Origin of the sequence: Kineosporia sp. NBRC 101731 (genome assembly GCF_030269305.1) — a bacterium.
Lineage (GTDB): Bacteria > Actinomycetota > Actinomycetes > Actinomycetales > Kineosporiaceae > Kineosporia.
Window position 1 is genome coordinate 693,503 of sequence record NZ_BSTC01000001.1, and the last position, 21,174, is coordinate 714,676.

Genomic DNA, 21,174 nt, shown 5'->3' on the forward strand with positions numbered 1-21,174 from the left:
CGGGTCAGGCCGGTAGGGGCCCTGACCAGGGCCCCTACCGGGTACGTCAGAGGATGCTGTCGAGCTTCTTCACCTCGTCGTCGGTCAAGGTGAGATCGACGGCCTGGGCCGAGGCCGTAGCCGTCTCGGGCCGTGAGGATCCCGGGATCGGGATGACGACCGAGGACGTCTGGAGCATCCAGGCCAGGCAGATCTGCTGAGGGCTCACGCCCCGGGCGTCGGCCACCTCCTGGAAGGGCGTGTGTCCCGACCCCAGGCCGCTCGCGTTCTTGATCCCGCCCAGCGGGCTCCAGGGCAGGAAGGCGATGCCCAGCTCGGAGCAGAGGTCGAGTTCGGGCCGGGAGGACAGGTAGGCCGGGGAGTACTGGTTCTGCACGCTGGCCAGTCGTCCGCCGAGCACCTCCTGCGCCTCACGGATCTGGGCCGGGTTCGCGTTCGAGATCCCGGCCATCCGGATCTTGCCCTCGTCGAGCAGTTCGCCCAGCGTGCCCACGGACTCCGCGTAGGGCACGCCGTGGGGGTCGGGGCGGTGCAGTTGGTACAACCCGATGGCGTCGACGCCCAGGCGGCTCAGTGAGCCCTCGACGGCCTCCCGGAGGTGGGCGGGGCTGCTGTCGATGGTCCAGGAACCGTCGCCAGGACGCAGGTGCCCTCCCTTGGTGGCGACGAGGACGTCATCGGTGTTCTGCCCGTAACTGCTGAGGGCCTCCGCGATCAGCGACTCGTTGTGGCCGACCTCGTCGGCGTGCAGGTGATAGGCGTCCGCCGTGTCGATCAGGGTGACGCCCGCGTCCAGGGACGCGTGGATGGTCGCGATCGACCGGGCCCGGTCGGGCCGGCCCTCGATCGACATCGGCATACCGCCGAGGCCGATGGCCGAGACCTGGACGCTGCCGATGGTGCGCTGCTGCATGTGGCTCCTTCGTCTTCGTCGGTGCGGGGAGCTGGCCGATACGGCGATCCTCTCCCCGCTCCCGGCGCAGCGCCCGTCGGTCGGGCTCCTCGTGTGTCATGGGTCTCCTCAAACGCTCATTGAGGACGCTTCCCCACCTGCGCGCCGCGGCCCCGGTTTCCGGGGTGGTTGGCGTCGGTGCAGGTCAGGAGCGGTTTGGCGGGATACTGGGACGCCTGGCGGTAAGTCGCTTTGGAGATTCGGCCGCAACCCCCTAAGCTTCTACATGTCCGCAACGGAGACAAAGAAAGTCCGTCGTGAGTCTTAAGGCCCCCATCGTCTAGTGGCCTAGGACGCTGCCCTTTCAAGGCGGTAGCACGGGTTCGAATCCCGTTGGGGGTACGCTTCACCAGCAGTACGGTAGGTTGGGAAAACAGCAAGGCCCTGTAGCGCAGTTGGTTAGCGCGCCGCCCTGTCAAGGCGGAGGTCGCGGGTTCAAGTCCCGTCAGGGTCGCTCTCCCTGGGTCAGCAAGTCCGACCCAGGTTCGGGCCAGGTAGCTCAGTTGGTACGAGCGTCCGACTGAAAATCGGAAGGTCGACGGTTCGACCCCGTCCCTGGCCACCATCGTAATCGACCTCTAACCTTGGTTGGGGGTCGATTTGCGTATAGCAGGCCGGGCTTCTCGATGCGCTGAGCACCGTGAACTCGACACTTACTGCGCATCTGGGTGTTGAGTGCGCAGGAGAATTTTTGACATGAGCTCTGTGCACGTGGATCACGCGACGGAAACTCTTGCCGTGCTCCGGCGGATCGGTTGTTCATAGTCCGGAAGCGACGTCGCCAATCAGGTTCCTGGGCAATCAAACTGTGCGGGGTTCCATCCCGGAGATGGTTGAGACCGTCTTGTCCGTACTTCGCCGAAACCTCGCGGTCCGGGCGGTCATCAGCGATAGGGGCGCCCGGGTCGACGAGGTGGAGTATCCGCTCGAAGCTGTCCGCGAAGCGGTCGTCAACGCCCTGATGCATCGTGACTACAGCCCGGTGACTCGGGGAGTTCAGGTGCAGATCGAGCTCTACCCCGATGAGTTCAGGTGCAGATCGAGCTCTACCCCGATCAACTCGTTGTCCGTAGTCCTGGCGGCAGGTGGCCGTCCCGTCAGGCCCGGCCAGCGCCATGTTGATCGCCTGCGGGTCGGTGTCGGCCCAGCACGAACTACGCAGCACGGTCTCGGGTCGAAGCGGCTTTCGGCCATGTCCGGGGCCAGGTGCACCAGGTCCATCCAGCTTCGTCGCTCGTGAATCGCGCGCAAGAACGACTACTACCGGCTGCTGCGAGCGGTCACCGCCGAGGAGGCGTGGATCGATTGGATCCTGCACGTGCTCGAGGTGGTCCGGGAGTCGGCGACCTCGACGACGCGGAAGATCGCAGCCATTCGTACGTGCCAGGAGGACATCGCGGAGAGGGCCCGTACGGCCACTCCGGGCGGGTGTGACGCCCATTTCCGGGCCGTGCTTTTCGAGCAGCCTTACTGCCGCATCAGTGCCGTGGCGGAGAGATGTGCCGGCTCGCGCCCAACCGCCTTGTCCTGGCTGCATGCCCTGGTCGCGGCGGGGCTACTCAGTGATGTCAAGGTCGGCCGTGAAGTTCTCTTCGTCAACCATGAGTTCCTCGACGTGCTGATCCGCCCTGAGTGAGCTCCCAGGTGGGGTCACGCCGGTTCCCGAGCCCCGTTGACGCGGTAACGCGTCAACGGGGGGCAGGGATTTACAGCGCTCCGAGTGCCTTACCGGCTTCCCGGGCGGTCTCGAGGGCCTGGGTGTGCATGGCCGTGGCCATGTCCGCGAACCGGTCGAACTCCGGCAGCGTGCCGACGAGGGTGAACTCGCGCTCGATCACGGTCAGGTCGGCGCCCCAGACATCGGCGAGGATCCGCCGCATGAACGGGGTGGCGTGGTCCCAGCCGGCGCGCGGGGTGCCTTCGCCGTAGGCCCCGCCGCGGGCCGTCACCAGCACGGCCTTCTTGCCCTCGAGGAACCGCTGCCCATGGGCGCGCGGGTCGGTCCAGACCAGGTCGCCGTAGGTCTTGAAGTGCTGTGAGACGCCGTAGTTGTACAGCGGCACGGCAAACAGCAGGGCATCGGCGGCGAGCAGTTCGTCGACCAGGGTCGCCGCCAGCGCGCGGGCCTGCCGATGGGCCGGGGTGTGCTCGGACTCCGGCGACAGGTTGGCGTCGACGGCCAGGCCCCAGGCATCGGCCGGGAGCACGTCGACCCCGACGTGACGTCGCTCGATCCGGTCGTCCGGGTGGGCGGCGAGCCACTCCTGCTCGACGATGTCGCCGATCTCCCGGGTGGCCGAACCCTGCGGGCGGATGCTGGCGTCGAGGCGGAACAGAGTCATGATCGTCCTTTCTGGTTTCAAGATTGAAATGAAGCTAGCAGCTATAGTTCAATCTTGAAATGACGGGCCGGTCACGTCACCGGTGGGGCGGACGGATCCCCGCCGTACGCTGAAGGTCATGGGCGAACCGCGGTGGCTGGATCATGACGAGGAAGAGGCCTGGCTGGCTCTGGTCCGGCTGATGTTCAAGTTGCCGGCTGCCCTCGATGCCCAGCTGCTGCGCGACGCCGGGCTGAACCTGTTCGAGTACCTCGTGCTCAGCATGCTGTCGATGGAGGCGAACCGGACGCTGGGGCTCAGCGAGCTCGCCACCCTCGTCAGTGGTTCCCCGTCGCGGCTGTCGAACGTGATCAAGCGGCTCGAGAAGCGTGGCCTGGTCAACCGTGAACCGGACCCGGCCAACGCCCGTTACGCCCACGCAGTGCTGACCGACGCCGGTTACGAACTCGTCGTCGGTGCCGCACCCGGTCATGTTGCTGCCGTGCGGCGGTTCGTGATCGACGGACTGAACGGTGACCAGGTCAGGGCCCTGCGGGAGGTCGGCTACCAGGTGGCGGACAACGTCGACGCCCCCGACCGGAAGGCCTGACAGCGATGCGGTCCTCGAACGGCGGTGCGCCGGGAATGCCCTATCGTCGCGGTCGTGGATGAGGATGACGCCGTCACTCAGTGGACACCCGCGGCTCGGGACCGGTACGTGGCTGCCACGGCAGCGCTCCTGGAGACATTGAACGCGCACACCGGCCTGGTGGCGGCCCGGGTCGGGCGGCAGGCGGAGATGCCGGCGTACATCGACTCGGCGCAGCGGCTTCAGCAGGCCCTGGATGCGTTGACCGAGGCGGAGTTCGATGTCTGCGGTTCGTTCCCGTTCGCCCTCCGGGACGAGGACGATGACGATTTCGAGCCAGAGGACGACGAGGCTCCCGGCGCGCTCCTGAGGGTCGAACACCGGGCCGAGTTCGAGATTCTCGACGAGGCTGCGCTGGTCGAGGCCGGGCGTGCGGCCTACCTGACCTCCTGGCCCGACGATGTGGAGGAGGACGCCCGTCTGGCGGTCAGCGGTGCTGCCCAGGCTGTCGGCCAGCTCATCCACACCCATGGCTGGCAGTTCTTCGAGAACGGCACCGATGCGCTGGCTCCCCGCAGCAGCGAGACCGTGATCGAGCAGGATGCCGCCGAGCCCGAACGCGACGGAACTCGATGACCCGGTAAGACACGCCTTCGGGACCAATCCGCCGGCACCGTTCGCGCCGAACCTCCGCTGATTCCAATCAGCGGCAGGAGGCGACAGACCATGACGGCGATCGGTACGTCGCGAAAGAGCGGTCTGGTGCAGGGTGCGGTGTCCGGTCTGGTGGCGGCCGGGCTCGCACTCGGGGTCGCCGAACTGGTCGCGGGAGTGATCGGCCGGGCCGTAGCACCCGCCATCGTTGTCGGCGGTGCCGCGATCGACCGAACTCCTCGATGGCTCAAGGAGTTCGCCATCGAACAGTTCGGGGAGAACGACAAGAAGGTGCTGCTGACAGGCATCTTCGTCACCGTGGCCCTGCTTGCGGCAGTTGTCGGAGCTCTGGCGACGCGTTTTCGGCGGATCGGTCTAGCGGGTGCCGCCCTGCTCGGGCTCGTCGCGGCGGCGGCTGCTCTCACCCGACCGCAGGCGCGGCCGATCGACGTCGTGCCCTCGCTGGTGGCGGCCCTCGTCGCCGTCGCCGGGCTGGCACTTCTGCTGAAGAACCCGTCGGAGAGACCGGATCGGTCTCGACGGGCCGTTCTGGTCACGGCGGTTCTGGCGGCCGCGGCCGTGGCCTCCGGGGTGGCCGGCCGGTCTCTGCAGAATCTTCGCACCAACGTCGCGGCCTCTCGCAAGGCCCTGAAACTCCCGGTTCCCGGCCGCCCGGCCGAGGCACTCCCGGACGGGGCGATGCTGAAGGTCGAGGGCGTGAGCAGCTTCTACACCGCGCCCGCCGACTTCTACCGGGTCGACACCGCACTGTCGGTGCCGCGGCTGACCACTGATGACTGGCAGCTCAAGATCCACGGAATGGTCGGCCAGGAGATTACTCTCGACTTCGACGACCTGCTCGCGCGGCCGATCGTGGAGCACGACATCACGATGACCTGCGTGTCCAACGAGGTCGGGGGCAGTCTGCTCGGCACCGCTCGCTGGCTCGGCGTCGAACTGGCCCCGCTGCTGCGGGAGGCGGGCGTGGATCCGGCCTCCGACCAGCTGGTGGGCACATCGGTGGACGGGATGACCATCGGGACCCCGGTCTCGGCCGTCATGGACGGCCGGGCGGCCCTGCTGGCCATCGCGATGAACGGTGAGCCGCTGCTGCCGGAACACGGATTTCCGTGCCGGATGGTCGTCCCCGGCCTGTACGGCTACGTCAGCGCCACCAAATGGCTCGTTGATCTTGAGCTCTCGCGGTTCGACGCGTTCGATCCGTACTGGGTCCGGCGGGGCTGGGACCAGCAGGCGCCGATCAAGACCAGTTCGCGCATCGACACGCCGCGTCCGCTGGCCCGGGTCAAGCCCGGCACGGTGGCCGTTGCCGGGGTGGCCTGGGCTCAGCAGCGGGGTATTTCGCAGGTCGAGGTGCGTGTCGACGGCGGTTCCTGGCAGAAGGCCAGGCTTTCCACGGCCGTGAACGACGACCTGTGGCGCCAGTGGGTCTGGGAGTGGGACGCGACGTCCGGCTCACACACGCTTCAGGTGCGGGCCGTGGACGGCGAGGGGGAGATCCAGGTCGAGGACCGGGCCGAGCCCTTCCCCAACGGTTCGTCGGGCTGGCAGTCGATTGTGGTCACCGTCGCCTGATCCGCGAAAAAGACTTTCAGAAAAACCAATCCACCCGCGGTAGGGCCCCGAACCACCAGCAGACAGTTGAACATCCTCCGAGGAAAGGCAACTACCATGAACGTTTCGATGCGCAAGTTCTTCATCGCCGGTATCGCTCTCACCGCCACCGCGGGCCTGGCCGCCTGTGGCAGCGACAGTGACGGCAGCACCGACGCCGCGTCGGGCGGGTCGACCGGCATGAGCACGACGAGCGCCGCGAGCCCGTCGATGACCACCGGTTCGGCCATGGACACCGAGATGGTCGGCTCCGGCTGCGCGGCCTACGCCGAGCAGGTTCCGGACGGTGCCGGTTCCGTGTCCGGGATGGCAGCGGACCCGGTGGCCACGGCCGCCGGAAACAACCCGCTGCTCAAGACTCTGACCGCAGCGGTCTCGGGTCAGCTGAACCCGGATGTCGACCTGGTGGACACCCTCAATGGTGGCGAGTTCACGGTGTTCGCACCGGTTGACGATGCCTTCGCCAAGGTTCCGGCCAAGACGCTGGACTCTTTGAAGACCGACAGCAAGACCCTGACCGACATTCTGACGTACCACGTGGTGGCGGGACAGCTCTCGCCCAGCGACGTGGTGGGTGAGCAGAAGACCGTCGAGGGTAAGAACGTCGACGTCACCGGATCTGGCGACGACCTCAAGGTGAACGGTGCCAGCGTGATCTGCGGCGGTGTGAAGACCGCCAACGCCACCGTCTACCTGATCGACGAGGTGCTCAGCCCGGCCGACGCCAAGTAACACCATCCGACCGGGGCCCCGAGCAGCACGCTGCTCGGGGCCCCGGTCGTGGGCGGACGATCAGGAACAGGTCCAGGTGGCCGGCGCCGGGTCGTAACCGATGTCGTCCACGGAGGACTGGCTGTACCCGATCACCGTGCCGTTCTCGGTCACGTCGCTGACGCTGCTGTAGCCGCCCTCGATGTAGTTCGGCAGCCGGGTGACGGTTCCGGCGCTCCACACCGCGGCCTGCCCGAGGTAACCGCCCGTGGGGGAGCCCGCCACCAGCCCGCTGTCATTGACCACGTGCCCACTGAAGGTGGCCGGCAGAACAGTGCTGGATGCGTCTTTCAGCAGCACCGTGACCTGATCGGTCGCACCCGACGGGGTGCCCCCGGCCAGGATGTACGGGCCGGCGGCGCTCCGGGCGGAGGAGTCCTGGAACGCCTTCATCCCGTCGACCGGTGAAAGGCCCCCCTTGATGGTGCCCTTCACCGCACGGGGGACCCCGTACTCCGGGTCGTCGGTCGTGGTGCCGATGAGTGTGCCCGACTCGGTGATGTCGGTCAGGACCAGGCTGCCGTCACCGGCGCCGAGGTCGTGGTACTTCTTCGGGGAGTCGGCCGACCAGACGATGCCGTGGTTGTACCCGTCGAACTCGGCATAGCCCGCGACGACGCCCTGGTCGTTGATCGACCGCGCGGTGGCGGAGGACGCCCCCTTCGGAAGAGCCAGCTCGACGACCTTGCCCTTCACCACGAGGTACGGACGATTGTCGGTGAGGTCGTTGGCGAGGATCACGCCGTCAGCATTGACATCTACGCTCTGGGAGCGCTTTCCGCTCGGTGAGTCGAGAACGGTGACCTTGTCGTCCTGCCAGAGCAGGGCGCGGGTGCCGTGGCCGCTGTCGCCGGAGCCGACGAAGACATCGTCGTTCCCCGCGCTCGGCCAGACATCGGTGAAGCCCTTCGGGGTCTCATGGATCTTGATGGTCCAGGTGCAGCCGGCCGAGGGACGGGCGGCTTCGGGAGTGGTCGCGAAGGCGGATGCGGTGGCGGAAGCGGCGATCAGGCCGGCCGCCGCCAAAACGACTGCAATACGGGTGGGAACGCGAGAGAAGGCAAAACGCATGGTGATCCCCAGGGAAGTGCTGGAAGCAAGTGCCCGACCGGGCATTGCCTACCTTAACCGGGTGGTTCGCGACTTTCCCGGATTTTGCCGTTCCGTGACCTGTCGGCGTGTCACCGAAGACATCTAGTGGGAAGGCGGTTTCGAGCTCACCGGAACTGCCGGTCGCCGGTCAGCAGGGGCGGCCGGCGACGATCGCGGGGATGGGCGACCGGTCGGCCACCCAGGCCGAGCAGGCCGGGGAGATCCAGGAGGTCACCCGCACCGCGGCGTCGTGGTCGTCCATGAGGTTCCGGCGGTGGATCGGCTCATGGTGGGCAGCTCGATTGCGCAGGTACTGCAGTTTCTGTAAGGAACGATCAACTTCGATCCGCCGGTTGGTCAGGTTGCTGGGACTGAGCGGAAAAGCATGGCCGATGGCGGGTGTCCACAGAGCTGTCAGATAGCGCGAAGCGGTGAGATAACGCCAGAAGCCGAGGGTGAGCTCGGCGATCACCTTGCCGTGAAGTTCGCGGTCTCGGTAGTGGCGGGTGGCGCGCTCCCTCGCCTGGACGAGATCGCGCCGGCCCTGTTGGTCCAGTGGCGCAACGTCGAACCAGGATTGTCCGCGATGCCTCTGATCGGCCCACCTTCGCAATTGCTGGTCCATTGCATTCCGCACGATGACCTCTACCATCGCGGCGGTCGTCATTGCGGCTGCAGAGGCTCGGATGTTCCACTCATAGAGGGCAAAGGCAAGTTCCGGATTGCCTTGAGCCGCCAGCTCGTAGGACTCCAGGCGCTCGGTGGTCAGGTGCTGGCGAATAATGCGGTGGTCCCACCGTGCTGCCGCCGTATCGATTGACATCGTCACGCCCTTCTGCGACTCTTTTAGAGAAGACCCCGGAACGATCACTGGCCTCGGCTACATCGCCGGGGTTACGCCTTTTGCGAGTTCTTTCGGGCATCGGCCCGGTAGAACCATCGCGTACGGTCAGACACATCCATGACCATGGTGTGGGGTCCCCAAGATCCGGACCGAGCCGGCCTCGGTCATCCCACCTTCAGCCTGAACAGGCGATTCGCGTCCTATGGGAGAGCGCTTCATCCCGGCGCGTCAGTGAGGTCGATGCACTCTCGGTGCAGTCGTTCGGGGAGGGCGGTCCTGCGCCTGCCGCAGGAGGTCGAGGGCTCCTGCGGCAGTTCGGGAATCAGCCGGCCGTGACCGCGGAGGTGCGCGTGGCGGTGGTCGAGGTGCCGCCGAACACCGCACGCCACTGGCGCTTGGCGCTCTTCTTCGTCAGCTTGAACGTGCCGTTCTTCGCCGTCGTGACGGTGCCGGCGCTGACCCACTGACCGGTGGTCGTCTTGTACTCGATGCGGACCTTCTGGCCCGAGACGGCCGAGTAGGTGCCGTAGCCGAAGTTGACGCGCTTCAGCGTGCCGGTCACGGTGCGCTTGCCGTTGCCGATGTTCGTCGCCTTGGCACTGAGCACCGAGCCCCGCAGCAGTCGGAAACTGGTGCTGCACTCGCCGGTTCCGCGGGTCACCTTGACGGCGTGCAAGCCGGCGTCGGAGTTCAGGTAGAACTTGGGGCTCATCTGAACGATCGCCGCGCTGTAATCAGGGTCCTTGACGGCGAAGACGAAGAGGTCGCTGATCTCGATCATCCACTCGGTGCTACCCGCGACGCCGAACTTCACGTTCTTGGCCTTGGTGTACAGCGTGGCCGACGTCGGGGTGATGGTGCAGGAGGAGGCCGCCTGGGCCGGGGCGATCGGACCCAGCAGGGCCAGGGCGGCGCCGGCGACGACAGTGCCGGCAAGAAGACGAAGGCTTTTCACAGAAAGCAGCGTATGGACCGGTAGTTCAAGTTTCAGGCTTCTTGTCGCGAACGTGATCTTGAACCGCGAAAGCTTAGGGATAAGTGCGGTTTAGTCCTGGGGCTCGTCTTCTTCCTCGAGCGCCGTCTCCAGCACCTGGAGCACCTCGTCGAGGTAGTCGGTCCAGTCCTTGTCATCGGGCAGGAAGGCGGACAGCAGCCAGCCGCCCAGGGCGAAGCCGGTGATGGCCACATCGCCGGGGGTCATCACGTCGAGAACGGCCTGCTCGCCCAGCGCGGCGCTCATGTAGGTGCGCACCAGCTCGGCGGAGACCAGTGACCAGTCCTCCTGGGTCTGCGCGAAGTCGTCGGCGAGGTCGTCGATCTGCTTCGGCTCGGGCACGTCACCGTCGTGCATGTCCTGCAGGATCACGGCGGTGACATTGATGGCGAGCTGGAACGCGCCGATGGTGAAGTCGTCCCCGCGATCCAGGATGGCCTCGATCGCCGCGTCGAAGTCGTCCGGCTCTTCCGCCACCGAGGCCGCGAAACCCTCGCGGACGGCGGCTTCCAGGGTGCTGTCGATCGTCACGGACCGTCTCCTGCGTTTGTCTGGACTACCTGAGCGCCGCCCACGTTAGTCCCCGGCCCGGCTCAGGGCACGGGGGAGGTGGCGGAGAGTCTCGCGACCGTTCGGGCGTGCCGGCCCCACCGCACCTCGATGTCCGTGGACGCGTCCGGCCGGGGGAGTTGTGTCAGGCCCCCGTAGGTCTTCTGCCCGGCGTCGAAGGCGCTCGCCCCGACCTCGCGGTAGAGGCTCGCGCTGTAGAACCGCCAGGTCGCGTCCGGGTGGCCACCCAGGCAGTACCCGTCGGTGAGGATGGTCCGGGTCGTCGGGTCCTGGCAGACGGCGACGAAGGCCAGGCTGAGCGTCGCCGCCGGGTCGGGCTGTGTTCCCTGGGCGGTCGCGCAGCCGAACAGCACGATGGTGGACGCGGTGGCCAGCAGCGCGTACAGGCCGCGTCGAGCGGCGGTCATGGAAATCCTCCGGGCCCTGCCGGGCGGTCCCTGTGTCCCGGTCCGGACAACGTTCGCACAGGGACATTAGGTACGTCTCGGGCCGGGAGTGAATTATCGGACCGGGTGGGTGGCGTCAGTCACAGGCCGGCTCCGGTCGATGCGCCCAGTTCGGCCAGCACCGCCTGGATCGCCGGGCTGGCGTTCGCACTGCGCCGCCAGGCCGCGTAGACCTCGCGCTTGGGAACACGTTTCAGCGGCAGGGCGACCAGGTCCGCGCGCAGCGGCGGCCGGGCCAGCCGCGGGATCAGCGCGATCACCGAACCGGACGCCACCAGGGACAGCTGGGTGCTGAAGTCGTCGATCAGGTGCCGCACGTCGGGATCCCCGTCGGCCCCGGCGAACAGCCGCCGGAACCACTGGTGGCACACCGTCCCGGGCGGGCTCGTGACCCAGGCGTGCCCGGCCAGGTCGGCAACGGTCAGCGGACGGTCGAGGGCGACGAGCGGATGGGACCGATGAAGGACGACGTCCCCGACATCGGTGTGGATGTGCCGTTGGATCACGGACGGGGGAAGCGCGACCGGGAGCCCGTCGGCGTCATGGGTCAGCGCCAGGTCGGCAGTGCCGGCCTCCACGCTGTGCAGGGCCTGGTCCGGGTCTTGCTCGCTGATGTGCAGGAAGAGCTCGGGGCAGCGAACGGCCAGGTCCGACACTGCGGGTGCGAGCAGACCGCGCACGCCCGTCGAGAAGGCGACCACCCGCAGGGTGCCCTGCGGGGCGCCGTCGGCCACTGACCGGGCCGCCTCGGCGCAGTGCTCCAGCGCCTGGAAGACCTCGGGGGCCGAATCGACCACCGCCTGACCGGCCGGAGTGAGCACGACACCGCGCCCCGCCGGGGCCAGCACCGGCACGCCGACCTCCCGCTCCAGGCGCTTGATCTGCTGTGACACTGCCGAGGCGGTGAAACCCAGCTCCTCCGCGGCCCGCGCCAGGGTTCCCAGCGCAGCCACCGAACGCAACGCCCGCAGGGAGCTCACATCGATCATCAAGTCAGATTACGCAATAGTGCCAAGAAACCTTCGCTGGACCACAGGCATGATCGGGGCGAGGATCAATCCCATGGCCACCGACCGCGTTCCCGCTGATCTGCTCTTCGGCTCCAACATCGTCGCCATGGTGACCCCCATGACGCCGGACGGCTCCATCGACGACGCCGCGGTCGCGAACCTGGTCGACCACCTGCTCAGCGCCGGCTGCGACGGCATCGTGGTCGGCGGCACCACCGGCGAGGCCCCCACCCTGAGCGACCACGAGGCCAACGAGCTCGTGCGCCGGGTGAAGTCCCTGGTGCAGGGGCAGGCTCCGGTCATCGCCGGCGTCGGCACCTACGACACCGCCGCCACCGTGCGCCGCGCCCAGGAGGCCGAGGCCGCCGGGGCCGACGCCCTGCTGCTGGTGACGCCCTACTACAACCGTCCCACCCAGGCCGGCGTGGTGGCCCACAGCACGAAGGTGGCCGACGCCACCCCCCTCCCGGTGATGCTCTACGACATTCCCGGGCGCACCGGCCTGGCTCTCACCTCGTCCACCATTGTCGAACTGGCCGCCCACCCGCGGATCCAGGCGATCAAGGACGCGAAGGGCGACCTCTTCGAGGCGATGACGATCATGACGCGGACCGGGCTGGCCTATTACTGCGGCATCGACGAACTGAACCTGCCCTACCTCGCCAGCGGCGCCACCGGAGTGGTCAGCGTCGTCGGCAACGTGGCGGCCGACCGCAACGCCGAACTGATCCGCGCCGTGCGCAAGAGTGACCTCGACCGGGCCCAGGACGTCATGCGCGACCTGATCCCCCTGACCGATGCCCTGATGCGCACCTCGTCGGGGGCCATCATGGCCAAGGCCGCGCTCGCCGAACTGGGCGTGATCCCCCATGCCACCGTGCGTCTCCCGCTGATGGAGTCACCGGCCGAAGATCTGACGAAGCTGCGCAACGCCCTGCGCACGGTGGCCGTGCCGGTCGCCTGATCGTCGTGTGATCAGGCTGCCGGCGTTCGGAAGGACGATCAGCCCAGCACGTAGGTGGCGATCAGCTGGCTGATCGCGCGGATGTCGACGCGGCCCTTGAACTCGAACCGGATGTTGCCGACCGTGCTGAACCACAGGTCGAGCTCGGCGTCGAGGTCGAAAGTGCCGGCGGTCTCGATCGAGAACACCTGAATCTTGTTGTAGGGCAGCGTGGTGAAGTCTTTCTTCTTGCCGGTCATGCCCTGCACGTTCACCGCGATGATGCGCTTGTCGGTGAACGCGACGAAGTCACGCACGGTCTTGAAGGTCCACAGCAACTGCTCGCCCGGGACCAGGATGGGCCCGACGTGCTTCTCCACGTCACCGGGCGAGCACTCGCTGAGCCGGAACACCGAATCTGTCGCAAAGTCGATCATTCAGGCAGTTTAGGGCCGTTTCACATACAGGCGGTCGCCGGTGTACTCCAGCTTCACCACGCCGGACACCGCCGCGTCGTCCACCCGGGACGTGTTCGAGTAGTACCCGCCGGCCGGGTTCAGGAAGAACGTGCCCCACAGCTGGCCGGTGTGGTCGGTGAAGAAGTTGTTGTGCCCGATGCCCACGCCGGCGGTGTAGCGCTCGGAGTACGGGCCCTCGAGCTTGTCCGCGACGGCCACCACCGTGTCGTACTGGTACTGCTTGCGGCCGCCCTGGTCCGGCTCGTAGGAGTATCGAGGGCTGCCGTCGGCGTCGAGCGAGGTCCAGTCCCAGGCGGCCAGTAGCAGGTGGTACTTCTTGCCGTACTTGAAGACGTAGGCGCCCTCCAGGTAAGGCTCCACGCCCCAGGGGGTTTCCTTGAACTCCGCGAGGGTCTCGATGGTCTCCAGGTCGTCCGAGTAGCGCGCGTAGAGATGGTTGTGCAGGATCAGCCAGGCCTTCTTGCCTTCGGTGAACATGCCACCGTCGATGTGGAAGTAGACGGTCGGGTCGATCCAGTCCGGGCCACCGACGGTCTCGCCGTAGGGCTTCTCCAGATTGCCCTTGGCCACCCGGTACGGGCCCTCGACGCCACCCTCGCTGATGAGGGTGAACGTGCCGACCTTCTTCGAGTGGTCGCCCATGCATGCCACGATGTACCACTTACCCTGGAAATAATGTATTTCCGGGGCCCAGACGTTGCCACGCTTACCGAATTGGCCGTCGTCCTCCCACCACTCCTGCCAGGGGGCGACCACCGTTCGGCCGGCGGTGTTCTCGGTGACGAACTCCGGCGACCAGACCTTGCCCTTGTCTGCACCGGGTCGAATCTTGCTGGTGTCGGCCAGCTTCCAAGGACCCTTCAGTGATCGGGCGGTCCAGACGAAGATGCCGTCGTTGTAAGGGCCCGGCCCGGGCAGGCCTTCGGCGTTCGTGGTGCCGGTGGCGACGTAGAGCGGCCGGCCGTCGACGACGAAGCAGTTGACGTAGGTGTCCCGCATCCAGACCCGGCCGAGTTCCTCGTCGCGGGGCCGGAGTTCGAGATCGAGGACGAAGGAGTTGTCTTCTCGGGGCCACAGCTGAGGTCTCGGGTCGGCCCGGCCGTAGGGCTGCGGGTCGGGCCAGTTCGCGGGGCCTCGCGCCGACGTGGCGGGGGTCGCTGCCGAAGCGGTTGCTGATGCCGAAGTCACTGGTAAAGCAGCAATTCCCAGGGCTCCGGTGGCTCCGGCGAGAAGGGAGCGCCGCCCCAGGGGCAGCTGGTCACCGAGTCGGGTCATAGGTCCACGGCCTCCTTCATGAGTGCCGACGACGTTGCCGGGCACGGTGAAGACGCTATGTCAGACCAAAGCGTTTTGCAACGATGGAAACGAAATGTGACGGTCCGCTCGGATCGAGCGGACCGTCGTCCTCAATGACCCGTCAGGCCATCTGGACCGAACGGATCGAGTTCCCCATCACCATTCTGCCGAAGGCACTTTCAATGCTCTGGCCAGGGTCTGAGGCTGCGCCGAGGGTGAGCAGGAGGGGTACGAAGTGGTCGGCTGTGGGGTGGGCCACCCGAACACCAGGGGCTTTGGTCCGGTAATCCACCAGCGAGTCCACGTCACCGCGGGCCATCGCGTCGACCGCCCACTCGTCGAAGGCCTGAGTGTGCCCGACCAGCCCGGGATCCCGGAACACCGCGAAGCTGTGGGTCATGAAGCCCGAGCCGATGACCAGGTAGCCCTCCTCGCGCAGGGAGCGCAGCCGCACGCCCAGGTCCAGCAGGGCCGAGGGGTCGAGACTCGGCATGCTGAGCTGGATCACGGGAACGTCGGCGGCCGGGTACATGGCCATCATCGGGATGAACGCGCCGTGGTCGAGGCCGCGGTCGACGAACTGGTGCAGCGGCGTGGTGTCGGCCAGGGTGCCCGCGACCTGGTGGGCGAGGGCGGTGGCGTCGGGCGAGCGGTACTTCAGCGTGTAGTAGCGCGGGTGGAATCCGCCGAAGTCGTAGTAGAGCTCAGTGCCCTCGGCCGATCCGGAGATGGCCAGCGGGGCGTTCTCCCAGTGGGCCGACACGATCACGATGCCGCGCGGCTTGGGCATCTTCTGGCCCCAGTCGAACAGGTCGCGCAGCCAGGCCGGGTCGTCAAGGGTGGGCGGTGCCCCGTGGCTGACGAACAGGGAGGGCAGGGGGCCGTCGGAGGGCTGCCAGGTGCGCTGGGCCCGGGCCTGCGGGAGCACATCGGCCAGGAGCTGGTCATAAGCGCCGGCCGGGACGGAGGGGTGGAACGGATCGGACACGGCGGCAACTCCAGCGACGCGGTGGCAGGGACCCGTCCAGCATAACTTGAATCTTCAACTATATGCGATGGGCTGGACGGCTCCTACGTATCGTGATCTTCGGTCACGCCTCCGGACCCGTGCACCCCTGCCTCCGGGCAGCATTCAGCTCACTGCTCTACGCTTTCCGGGCATGAGCGAGTCGTCACCGAGCACAGAGCAGATCGAGCAGGCCATGGAGGTCCTGGCGGCCGCGAAGCCGGAGGACCTGCCGTTCGACTTCGTGTACCGCCTGCGAGCGTGGCACGAACAAGAGGTGCTGAGACTCGACGTCAAACAGGATCCCGCCAAGGGCTACGACTGGTTCGCCGGGATGAACACGCCTTAGAAGCGCACATCCTCGGGTACCAGTGGGACGGCGATGGGCCAGTAGCCGTCCCAGTCCCAGTTCCGGTGCCTGCACCTCCAGTCGTATTCGAGCCGTCGCGGCCAGAGGTACTCCGCACAGATCGCGAAGCCACAGATCGCGAAGGTGCCTGTCGCCAGGAGAACGCACGTCAGAAATGCTGCCGCCACGGTGTCCGCTCCCTTCGGAAAGCGGTGGAGGCGGACATGAAAACAGCGGGCCGGGCATCCTCGGGGGATGTCCGGCCCGCTGCGTGTCACCCGAACTGCGGGCTTAAGGCAGGACTCGTCCGGGTGCCGGTCGGGCAAAAGAGGCTCGCCCCGGCTCCGACCAGCCGGGGCGAGCGAACAGGGCGGTCCCGCCATGGGAGGGGGCACGGCGGGACCGGCTGCTCAGGGCGTCGTCATGGAGGTAGCGACACCCTGAGCAGGAAGCGACGCGGCTTCGTGGCCGACGGAACCGCATCTCCTCAGGGCCTCAGTCGTTCCGGCCCGGCCAAAGGTTGCCCGCAATCTTGAGAAAGATTTTGCGGACGACGAGGAGGCCGCCGGATCAGCTCGAGGAAGCTGTTGCTGCGAGGAGGTGCACCGGTCCACGCCCGCTGGACAGGTTGATCGTCGTCTCACCGGAGTGCGACGGGATCGTGATGTTGACGACGTACCCGGCGTCCGAGCCCAGCTCGACGCGCTGCTGCTTGAGATCCTGCCCGGTCACCGCCACGTTCATCAGGTTGCCGGTGTACAGCGTCACCGTGCGGGCCGCCTCGGAGGCGTTCACCGTCACCACGGCACCGTCGGTCTGCAGCCAGCGGGTGGTGCCGTCCCGATCCTGCTCGGGCGCACCGCCGGTCCAGGACAGCTTGAACGGCCCGTCCACGCTGGTGGCCGAGGCCGGCGCGGTGAAGTTCAGCAGTGGGCTGGACGCCGCGGACTTCTTCCGGACCGTCCGCAGGTCGTTGCGGGTGCCGATGGCCAGCCAGTCCTCGTCGGCGGCGCTCAGCATCAGCTGCTGCCCGTTCGCCATCGTGGTGACCTCGATCGTCGCCTGGGTCAGGCCCGAGGCGTTGCCGCTGGTGCCGCCCGTCGAGGAGCCGGTCGACGAACGGGGCGAACTGGAGGACGGGGTGCCCGGGTCGGTCTTGCCGCCCGCGTCCGGGGTGCTGGTGTCCTTCGAGGTCGAGACGCCGTCCGGCGTCTGCTCCTTCTCGGACTCCTGCGTCACGGTCGGGTTCGGGGCCGACGACGTCGCCGGGTCGCTCGGTGACTGGAAGGTCGGCACGTTCACCGGAATGGTGGACGGGGTCTGGTTGGAGGCCGGTGCCATCTGCGAGACCGCAGCGGTCACACCCCCGCCGACCAGCAGTGCGGCCGCCGCGGAGAGCAGCACGGGCCGCTTGCGGGGAACTTCCTCCACACGTCGACGCAGTGGCACGACCTTGGGACGGCTGTCTTCCATCCGCCGGCGGATCGCCACCACGTCCGGCTCGTGATCCGCGCCTAGTCCCCTGAGAGCTTTGAGCAGTTCATCCTCGGGCACGGATCACGCCTCCTTCCTGGTAGTCCTGGCCGAGGCCGCCGAGGCGGCCACTCGACCTGGATCCAACTGACTACGCAGCTGGGCAAGGCCTTTGGATGTCTGACTCTTGACCGTACCCAGACTGATACCGAGTGTTCGGGCGACCTCTTCCTCCGGCAGGTCGAGTACGTGGCGCATCACTACGCACGCTCGCCGCCCCGGGGGCAGCGCGAGCACGGCAGCCTGCAGATCTACCGCTCCACCGATGTCCGGCGGGTGGTAGAACCACTTCGTGAGCGGGGTCATCAGGCGATGTCGCTGACGATCCCGCACAGCCGTGCGCACACGTTCCACGGACAGGTTCACCACGATCTTGCGCACGTAGGCGAGCGGACTGTCCGCCCCCTGCACGCGATCCCAGTGTTCCCAGGCCGAAGCCAGGGCCTCCCCGACCACGTCGTCCGACTCAGCCCGGTTGCCGGTCATGCTGTAGGCCAGCCGGGCCAGCTCACGGTGATGACGACGGAAGAAGTCCTCGAACTCTGCCTTGGCGCTGGCGTTACCAGCCACGTTGCCGAGTCGGGACGGACTTCCTGCCGCCCAGGGTTTGCTCATCCGTGGAGCCGTCTCCTTGTCCTGGTCAGAGCCGTGCGAGAGGCTCCCGAATGCCCGCGGGCGCCTCTCGTACGTGCTGTCAGTCGGGCTGGGGCAAGCAAAGGTTGCCCTGTCTGCAGCGAAATTATGTTTTGCCGGTGATAAGCCCGTGTGACGGGGGTGCCCGGAGGAGGGAACGGCCCCGCCCGGAGGGAGCAGCTCTGGCAGGATCGGGCCCGTGGGGGATTCGGGGGCGATGACACCGGGTGACGGGTTCACAGAGGTATTCGTGCTGGCCCGGCAGACGGCGCGGGAACAGGCGGGCAGTGAGCCGGTCGATGCCTTCCTCGGGGTGCTCTCCTATCTCCATCCCGTCGGTCTGGGCCCGGAGCTGCTCGCCCACCTCCCGGATCTGGGCGCGGCGGCGGAGGCTCTGATCGCCTCCGGCGCGCTGCTGCGGGACGAGACCACGGGCGCGGTGCGTATCCCCCCGTCGCCGGCCCGGGTGCTGCGGGATATGGACCTGATGGGGAACACCGCCCGGAGACGTCTCGACGGGCTCGCCGGGGTGATCTCCACCCTGGTGGCGAGGGCACCGGGCGATCCCACGACGGCGCTGGAACTGACCCGGCACGCGCTGGCTCTGTGGAAGCGGTCACTGGAGGCCGTCGCCGCCGGGCACGACGGTGCGGTGGACGCCATGGAGAGGGTCGGCCGGGCCACCACCGAGGCCGTCACCCACCTGCAGTCGGCCGGCGAACCGGCGCGGGCCGTCGAGGCCGGCCGCGAGGTGCTCACCGGGTGCCGGTCGCTGCTGGGCGACGACCATCCGGTCACCCTGGCCGCCGCCAGTCGTCTCGGCAGTCTGTTGCTGTCTACGGGGGACGCGGGTCAGGCCGCCGATCTTCTGGCTCCCGTGCTGGCGGCGCGGCCCGACTCCCAGGACATCGCCCAGCCCGAGCTCATCACCATGACCCACAACCTGGCCTTCGCCCGGGGTGCGGCCGGGCGCACGGACGAGGCCATACCGCTGTACGAGAAGGCGTTCGCCGCGAGCAGCGCGGTGTACGGCGGCGAGCATCCGATCAGCCTGACCATTCTCGGGAACCTGGCCGAGAGCTACCGGGCGATCGGTGACTACGGCCGGGCGATCCCGCTGCTGCGGCAGGTGCTGGAAGAACGGCAGGCGGCGCTCGGCGGGGACCACCCGGACACTCTCACCGCGGCGAACAACCTGGTCGGGGCCTACAGCGACCTGGACGGGACGGCCGTACCGGTCAGCGTGTTCCGGAAGATCTACACCGACCGGGCCCGGGTGCTCGGAGAAGAGCACCCGAACACGCTGATCTCCCAGAGCAACCTGGCCAGTGCCCATCAGCGGGCGGGTGACCTGCCCACGGCGATCACGCTGATGAAGCAGGTGCTCCGGATCCGCCGCACGAAACTCGGCCCGGGCCATCCGGACACGCTCACGGTGATGAGTAACCTCAGCGCTGCCTACGCCGACACCGGGAAGGTCTTCCGCGGGTACCGGCTCTGCCGCCGGGTGGTGGCCGGGCGCAGCGCCGCGCTGGGCGAGAAACATCCGGACACCCTGCTCGCCATGAACAATCTGGCCCAGGCCCACCTCGCCGTGGGCCGGACGAAGGCCGCGCTCAACCTGCACGCCCGCGTGCTCAGCGACCGGCACGCCCTGCTCGGTGGCGACCACCTCGACACCCTGGCCTCGATGAACAATCTGGCCTCGGCCCTGAACCGGGCCGGTCACCCGGCCGACGCGCGTCCCCTGCACGAACGCGCCCTGAAGGGCCGGCGGCGCGTTCTCGGCCCCACCCACGTGGACACCCTGGCGTCGCTGAACAACCTGGCGTTCTCTCACCAGGGTCTGGGCGAGATGCCACGGGCGCTGGAACTTTTTGAGGAGGCGCTGGACGGGGCCCGGCGGACGCTGGGTGATCGGCACCCGGTGACGCAGAAGTTCGAGACGAATCTGCGCCGGGCCCGGGACACGTCCTGAGCCGGTCCGGACGGACGGCGGAAGAGAGACTTTCCGCCGTCCGCCGGTGCGGGAGGTCAGCGGGTTACGGTGACCTTGGCCGAGTTCGAGGTGCTCGGCGAGCTCTTGTCGTCGCCGGGGTAGGAGAAGCGGAAGCTGCCCGAGCGCTTGGCGTTGATCGTGACGGAGATCTGGTCCTGGCCCGGGGCAATGGTGCGCACCGTGCGGAACCTCGTCTCGTTCTTCGCCTTGAACTGGAGTTTGACCGTGGGTCGGTAGGTTTCGAACGTGCCGGTGTCCCAGTCGGCCCGGCTCAGATCGCCGGTCAGGGTGAGTTCTCCACCCTGCTCGACCGTGGCCCCGGAGGCCTTGAAGGTCGAGTTCCAGCCGGTCTCGCGCAGCAGGGCGAAGCCGGTGGTGACATTGTCGCGGCCGCTCGATGTCGACGTGCAGTTACCGTCGTCGTCGCAGTCGAACGACGTGTCGTCGTCGCGGTCGTTGCCGTTGGCGTCGTCGAACGCATACACGTAGGCGTTCTGCGTGCCGGCCATCTGGTTGCCCCGGAACTGCTCGGTGCCGACCAGATCGAACGTGGTCGAGCCGTCGGGGCAGGTGAGTGAGGCCGGCCCGGTGTATTTGTAGGTGCAGGCGCCGAACCAGCCCACGTGACTGCCCCGGTACAACTCCCCGGTGACGGCCCACTTCATGGCGTGTTCGGAGTCGTCGCAGTCGGTGGCGACGTCGAACTGCACGGTCACCGGTTTCACGCCGGCCGTCACCGCGGTCGGGGCGACGTCGGTGATCGAGCAGTCATCCCCGTCCGCGACCGCTTTGTTCATCGATTTAGCGATTTTTTCCAAGGGTTTCGGCGATCTCGACGTCTGTTCCGCCGGTGCGGCCTGAGCCGTGGCCGGCGTGATCAGGCCGATCGTGAGCGCTGTGGCGGCGCCGAGCATGATGCGTAACGAACGAGTCTGCATGCGTAGTCCCAGTCGGAAGACGACGTCTGGCTGGCCCATCATGGCTCACATCGACTGCACGATGCTCGCACGCGGCGTGTTCGATGCCGGCGTGATGAAACTTAAGTTTCCTTTGGGGAA

The 21,174-nt window shown here is 67.4% G+C and carries 22 protein-coding genes and 3 tRNA genes; 11 read left to right on the forward strand and 14 right to left on the reverse strand.

Going from position 1 to position 21,174, the window contains the following annotated elements:
* Positions 1–46 precede the first annotated feature (46 nt).
* Positions 47–913 (reverse strand): aldo/keto reductase, encoded by an 867-nt coding sequence (locus QSK05_RS03025; protein ID WP_285593643.1) that lies wholly within the window; start codon positions 911–913, stop codon positions 47–49.
* Positions 914–1,221: 308 nt separating this feature from the next.
* On the opposite strand from QSK05_RS03025, the gene QSK05_RS03030 reads away from it, so the two are divergent.
* The 4 genes from QSK05_RS03030 (at position 1,222) to QSK05_RS03045 (ending at position 2,588) form a co-directional block, all read left to right on the forward strand.
* Positions 1,222–1,294 (forward strand) — tRNA-Glu (locus QSK05_RS03030).
* A 38-nt stretch (positions 1,295–1,332) separates the two neighbouring features.
* Positions 1,333–1,406: transfer RNA gene (locus QSK05_RS03035), tRNA-Asp, on the forward strand.
* 34 nt (positions 1,407–1,440) lie between these two features.
* Positions 1,441–1,517, forward strand: a tRNA-Phe gene (locus QSK05_RS03040).
* A gap of 753 nt (positions 1,518–2,270) precedes the next feature.
* Positions 2,271–2,588, forward strand: a complete 318-nt coding sequence (locus QSK05_RS03045) for a Fic family protein (protein WP_285593645.1) — start codon at positions 2,271–2,273, stop codon at positions 2,586–2,588.
* 70 nt (positions 2,589–2,658) lie between these two features.
* On the opposite strand, the gene QSK05_RS03050 is transcribed toward QSK05_RS03045, so the two are convergent.
* A complete protein-coding gene (locus tag QSK05_RS03050) occupies positions 2,659–3,294 on the reverse strand; it encodes an FMN-dependent NADH-azoreductase (RefSeq protein WP_285593647.1) in 636 nt (211 codons plus the stop codon).
* A gap of 118 nt (positions 3,295–3,412) precedes the next feature.
* Here QSK05_RS03050 and QSK05_RS03055 point away from each other — a divergent pair, with 118 nt between their 5' ends.
* The 4 genes from QSK05_RS03055 (at position 3,413) to QSK05_RS03070 (ending at position 6,883) form a co-directional block, all read left to right on the forward strand.
* A complete protein-coding gene (locus QSK05_RS03055; protein WP_285593649.1) occupies positions 3,413–3,883 on the forward strand; it encodes a MarR family winged helix-turn-helix transcriptional regulator in 471 nt (156 codons plus the stop codon).
* Between the two features lie 54 nt (positions 3,884–3,937).
* A complete protein-coding gene (locus QSK05_RS03060; RefSeq protein WP_285593650.1) occupies positions 3,938–4,498 on the forward strand; it encodes a hypothetical protein in 561 nt (186 codons plus the stop codon).
* Between the two features lie 90 nt (positions 4,499–4,588).
* Positions 4,589–6,112: a molybdopterin-dependent oxidoreductase gene (locus tag QSK05_RS03065; protein WP_285593652.1), complete on the forward strand. Its 1,524-nt coding sequence runs from the start codon at positions 4,589–4,591 to the stop codon at positions 6,110–6,112.
* A 96-nt stretch (positions 6,113–6,208) separates the two neighbouring features.
* A complete protein-coding gene (locus tag QSK05_RS03070; protein ID WP_285593654.1) occupies positions 6,209–6,883 on the forward strand; it encodes a fasciclin domain-containing protein in 675 nt (224 codons plus the stop codon).
* Positions 6,884–6,943: 60 nt separating this feature from the next.
* Here QSK05_RS03070 and QSK05_RS03075 read toward each other — a convergent pair whose 3' ends face one another.
* The 6 genes from QSK05_RS03075 to QSK05_RS03100 form a co-directional block, all read right to left on the reverse strand.
* The gene (locus QSK05_RS03075) at positions 6,944–7,948 is read right to left on the reverse strand and encodes a hypothetical protein (protein WP_285593656.1); all 1,005 of its coding nucleotides are present in this window, start codon (positions 7,946–7,948) and stop codon (positions 6,944–6,946) included.
* 214 nt (positions 7,949–8,162) lie between these two features.
* Positions 8,163–8,837 carry a hypothetical protein gene (locus tag QSK05_RS03080; protein WP_285593658.1) on the reverse strand — a complete coding sequence of 225 codons (675 nt, stop codon included), beginning with the start codon at positions 8,835–8,837 and terminating at the stop codon, positions 8,163–8,165.
* Positions 8,838–9,180: 343 nt separating this feature from the next.
* A complete protein-coding gene (locus tag QSK05_RS03085; RefSeq protein ID WP_285593660.1) occupies positions 9,181–9,813 on the reverse strand; it encodes a hypothetical protein in 633 nt (210 codons plus the stop codon).
* Positions 9,814–9,903: 90 nt separating this feature from the next.
* The gene (locus QSK05_RS03090) at positions 9,904–10,383 is read right to left on the reverse strand and encodes a hypothetical protein (protein WP_285593662.1); all 480 of its coding nucleotides are present in this window, start codon (positions 10,381–10,383) and stop codon (positions 9,904–9,906) included.
* Positions 10,384–10,445: 62 nt separating this feature from the next.
* Positions 10,446–10,829, reverse strand: coding sequence for a hypothetical protein (locus QSK05_RS03095; RefSeq protein WP_285593664.1), 384 nt, complete (start codon positions 10,827–10,829; stop codon positions 10,446–10,448).
* Between the two features lie 119 nt (positions 10,830–10,948).
* A complete protein-coding gene (locus QSK05_RS03100; RefSeq protein WP_285593666.1) occupies positions 10,949–11,857 on the reverse strand; it encodes a LysR family transcriptional regulator in 909 nt (302 codons plus the stop codon).
* Positions 11,858–11,930: 73 nt separating this feature from the next.
* Here QSK05_RS03100 and dapA point away from each other — a divergent pair, with 73 nt between their 5' ends.
* Positions 11,931–12,842 (forward strand): 4-hydroxy-tetrahydrodipicolinate synthase, encoded by a 912-nt coding sequence (gene dapA, locus QSK05_RS03105; protein ID WP_285593672.1) that lies wholly within the window; start codon positions 11,931–11,933, stop codon positions 12,840–12,842.
* Positions 12,843–12,880: 38 nt separating this feature from the next.
* Here dapA and QSK05_RS03110 read toward each other — a convergent pair whose 3' ends face one another.
* The 3 genes from QSK05_RS03110 to QSK05_RS03120 form a co-directional block, all read right to left on the reverse strand.
* Complete coding sequence (locus QSK05_RS03110) at positions 12,881–13,258, reverse strand: PH domain-containing protein (protein WP_285593674.1); 378 nt, start codon at positions 13,256–13,258, stop codon at positions 12,881–12,883.
* A 9-nt stretch (positions 13,259–13,267) separates the two neighbouring features.
* Positions 13,268–14,575, reverse strand: a complete 1,308-nt coding sequence (locus tag QSK05_RS03115; protein WP_285593676.1) for a family 43 glycosylhydrolase — start codon at positions 14,573–14,575, stop codon at positions 13,268–13,270.
* A 142-nt stretch (positions 14,576–14,717) separates the two neighbouring features.
* Positions 14,718–15,584, reverse strand: a complete 867-nt coding sequence (locus QSK05_RS03120; RefSeq protein WP_285593678.1) for a DODA-type extradiol aromatic ring-opening family dioxygenase — start codon at positions 15,582–15,584, stop codon at positions 14,718–14,720.
* Between the two features lie 172 nt (positions 15,585–15,756).
* Here QSK05_RS03120 and QSK05_RS03125 point away from each other — a divergent pair, with 172 nt between their 5' ends.
* Entirely contained in the window at positions 15,757–15,951 is a 195-nt protein-coding gene (locus QSK05_RS03125) for a hypothetical protein (RefSeq protein WP_285593680.1), read from the forward strand.
* Between the two features lie 570 nt (positions 15,952–16,521).
* On the opposite strand, the gene QSK05_RS03130 is transcribed toward QSK05_RS03125, so the two are convergent.
* Entirely contained in the window at positions 16,522–17,505 is a 984-nt protein-coding gene (locus QSK05_RS03130) for a hypothetical protein (protein ID WP_285593682.1), read from the reverse strand.
* Between the two features lie 3 nt (positions 17,506–17,508).
* A complete protein-coding gene (locus QSK05_RS03135; protein WP_285593684.1) occupies positions 17,509–18,099 on the reverse strand; it encodes a SigE family RNA polymerase sigma factor in 591 nt (196 codons plus the stop codon).
* A gap of 217 nt (positions 18,100–18,316) precedes the next feature.
* Between QSK05_RS03135 and QSK05_RS03140 the strand changes: the two genes are divergently transcribed.
* Entirely contained in the window at positions 18,317–20,095 is a 1,779-nt protein-coding gene (locus tag QSK05_RS03140; protein WP_285593686.1) for a tetratricopeptide repeat protein, read from the forward strand.
* A gap of 56 nt (positions 20,096–20,151) precedes the next feature.
* Here the strand turns inward: QSK05_RS03140 and QSK05_RS03145 are convergent, their stop codons facing one another.
* Positions 20,152–21,054 carry a hypothetical protein gene (locus QSK05_RS03145; protein ID WP_285593688.1) on the reverse strand — a complete coding sequence of 301 codons (903 nt, stop codon included), beginning with the start codon at positions 21,052–21,054 and terminating at the stop codon, positions 20,152–20,154.
* Between the last annotated feature and the right edge of the window lie 120 nt (positions 21,055–21,174).

What these genes read in the sequence shown, in the direction of transcription:
- QSK05_RS03095 (WP_285593664.1), bottom strand. Translation starts at nt 10,829, where the DNA reads ATGACCGCCGCTCGACGCGGCCTGTACGCGCTGCTGGCCACCGCGTCC.
- QSK05_RS03080 (WP_285593658.1), bottom strand. Translation starts at nt 8,837, where the DNA reads ATGTCAATCGATACGGCGGCAGCACGGTGGGACCACCGCATTATTCGC.
- QSK05_RS03110 (WP_285593674.1), bottom strand. Translation starts at nt 13,258, where the DNA reads ATGATCGACTTTGCGACAGATTCGGTGTTCCGGCTCAGCGAGTGCTCG.
- QSK05_RS03145 (WP_285593688.1), bottom strand. Translation starts at nt 21,054, where the DNA reads ATGCAGACTCGTTCGTTACGCATCATGCTCGGCGCCGCCACAGCGCTC.
- QSK05_RS03115 (WP_285593676.1), bottom strand. Translation starts at nt 14,575, where the DNA reads ATGACCCGACTCGGTGACCAGCTGCCCCTGGGGCGGCGCTCCCTTCTC.
- QSK05_RS03065 (WP_285593652.1), top strand. Translation starts at nt 4,589, where the DNA reads ATGACGGCGATCGGTACGTCGCGAAAGAGCGGTCTGGTGCAGGGTGCG.
- QSK05_RS03050 (WP_285593647.1), bottom strand. Translation starts at nt 3,294, where the DNA reads ATGACTCTGTTCCGCCTCGACGCCAGCATCCGCCCGCAGGGTTCGGCC.
- QSK05_RS03125 (WP_285593680.1), top strand. Translation starts at nt 15,757, where the DNA reads ATGAGCGAGTCGTCACCGAGCACAGAGCAGATCGAGCAGGCCATGGAG.
- QSK05_RS03070 (WP_285593654.1), top strand. Translation starts at nt 6,209, where the DNA reads ATGAACGTTTCGATGCGCAAGTTCTTCATCGCCGGTATCGCTCTCACC.
- QSK05_RS03135 (WP_285593684.1), bottom strand. Translation starts at nt 18,099, where the DNA reads ATGAGCAAACCCTGGGCGGCAGGAAGTCCGTCCCGACTCGGCAACGTG.
- QSK05_RS03025 (WP_285593643.1), bottom strand. Translation starts at nt 913, where the DNA reads ATGCAGCAGCGCACCATCGGCAGCGTCCAGGTCTCGGCCATCGGCCTC.
- QSK05_RS03055 (WP_285593649.1), top strand. Translation starts at nt 3,413, where the DNA reads ATGGGCGAACCGCGGTGGCTGGATCATGACGAGGAAGAGGCCTGGCTG.
- dapA (WP_285593672.1), top strand. Translation starts at nt 11,931, where the DNA reads ATGGCCACCGACCGCGTTCCCGCTGATCTGCTCTTCGGCTCCAACATC.
- QSK05_RS03100 (WP_285593666.1), bottom strand. Translation starts at nt 11,857, where the DNA reads ATGATCGATGTGAGCTCCCTGCGGGCGTTGCGTTCGGTGGCTGCGCTG.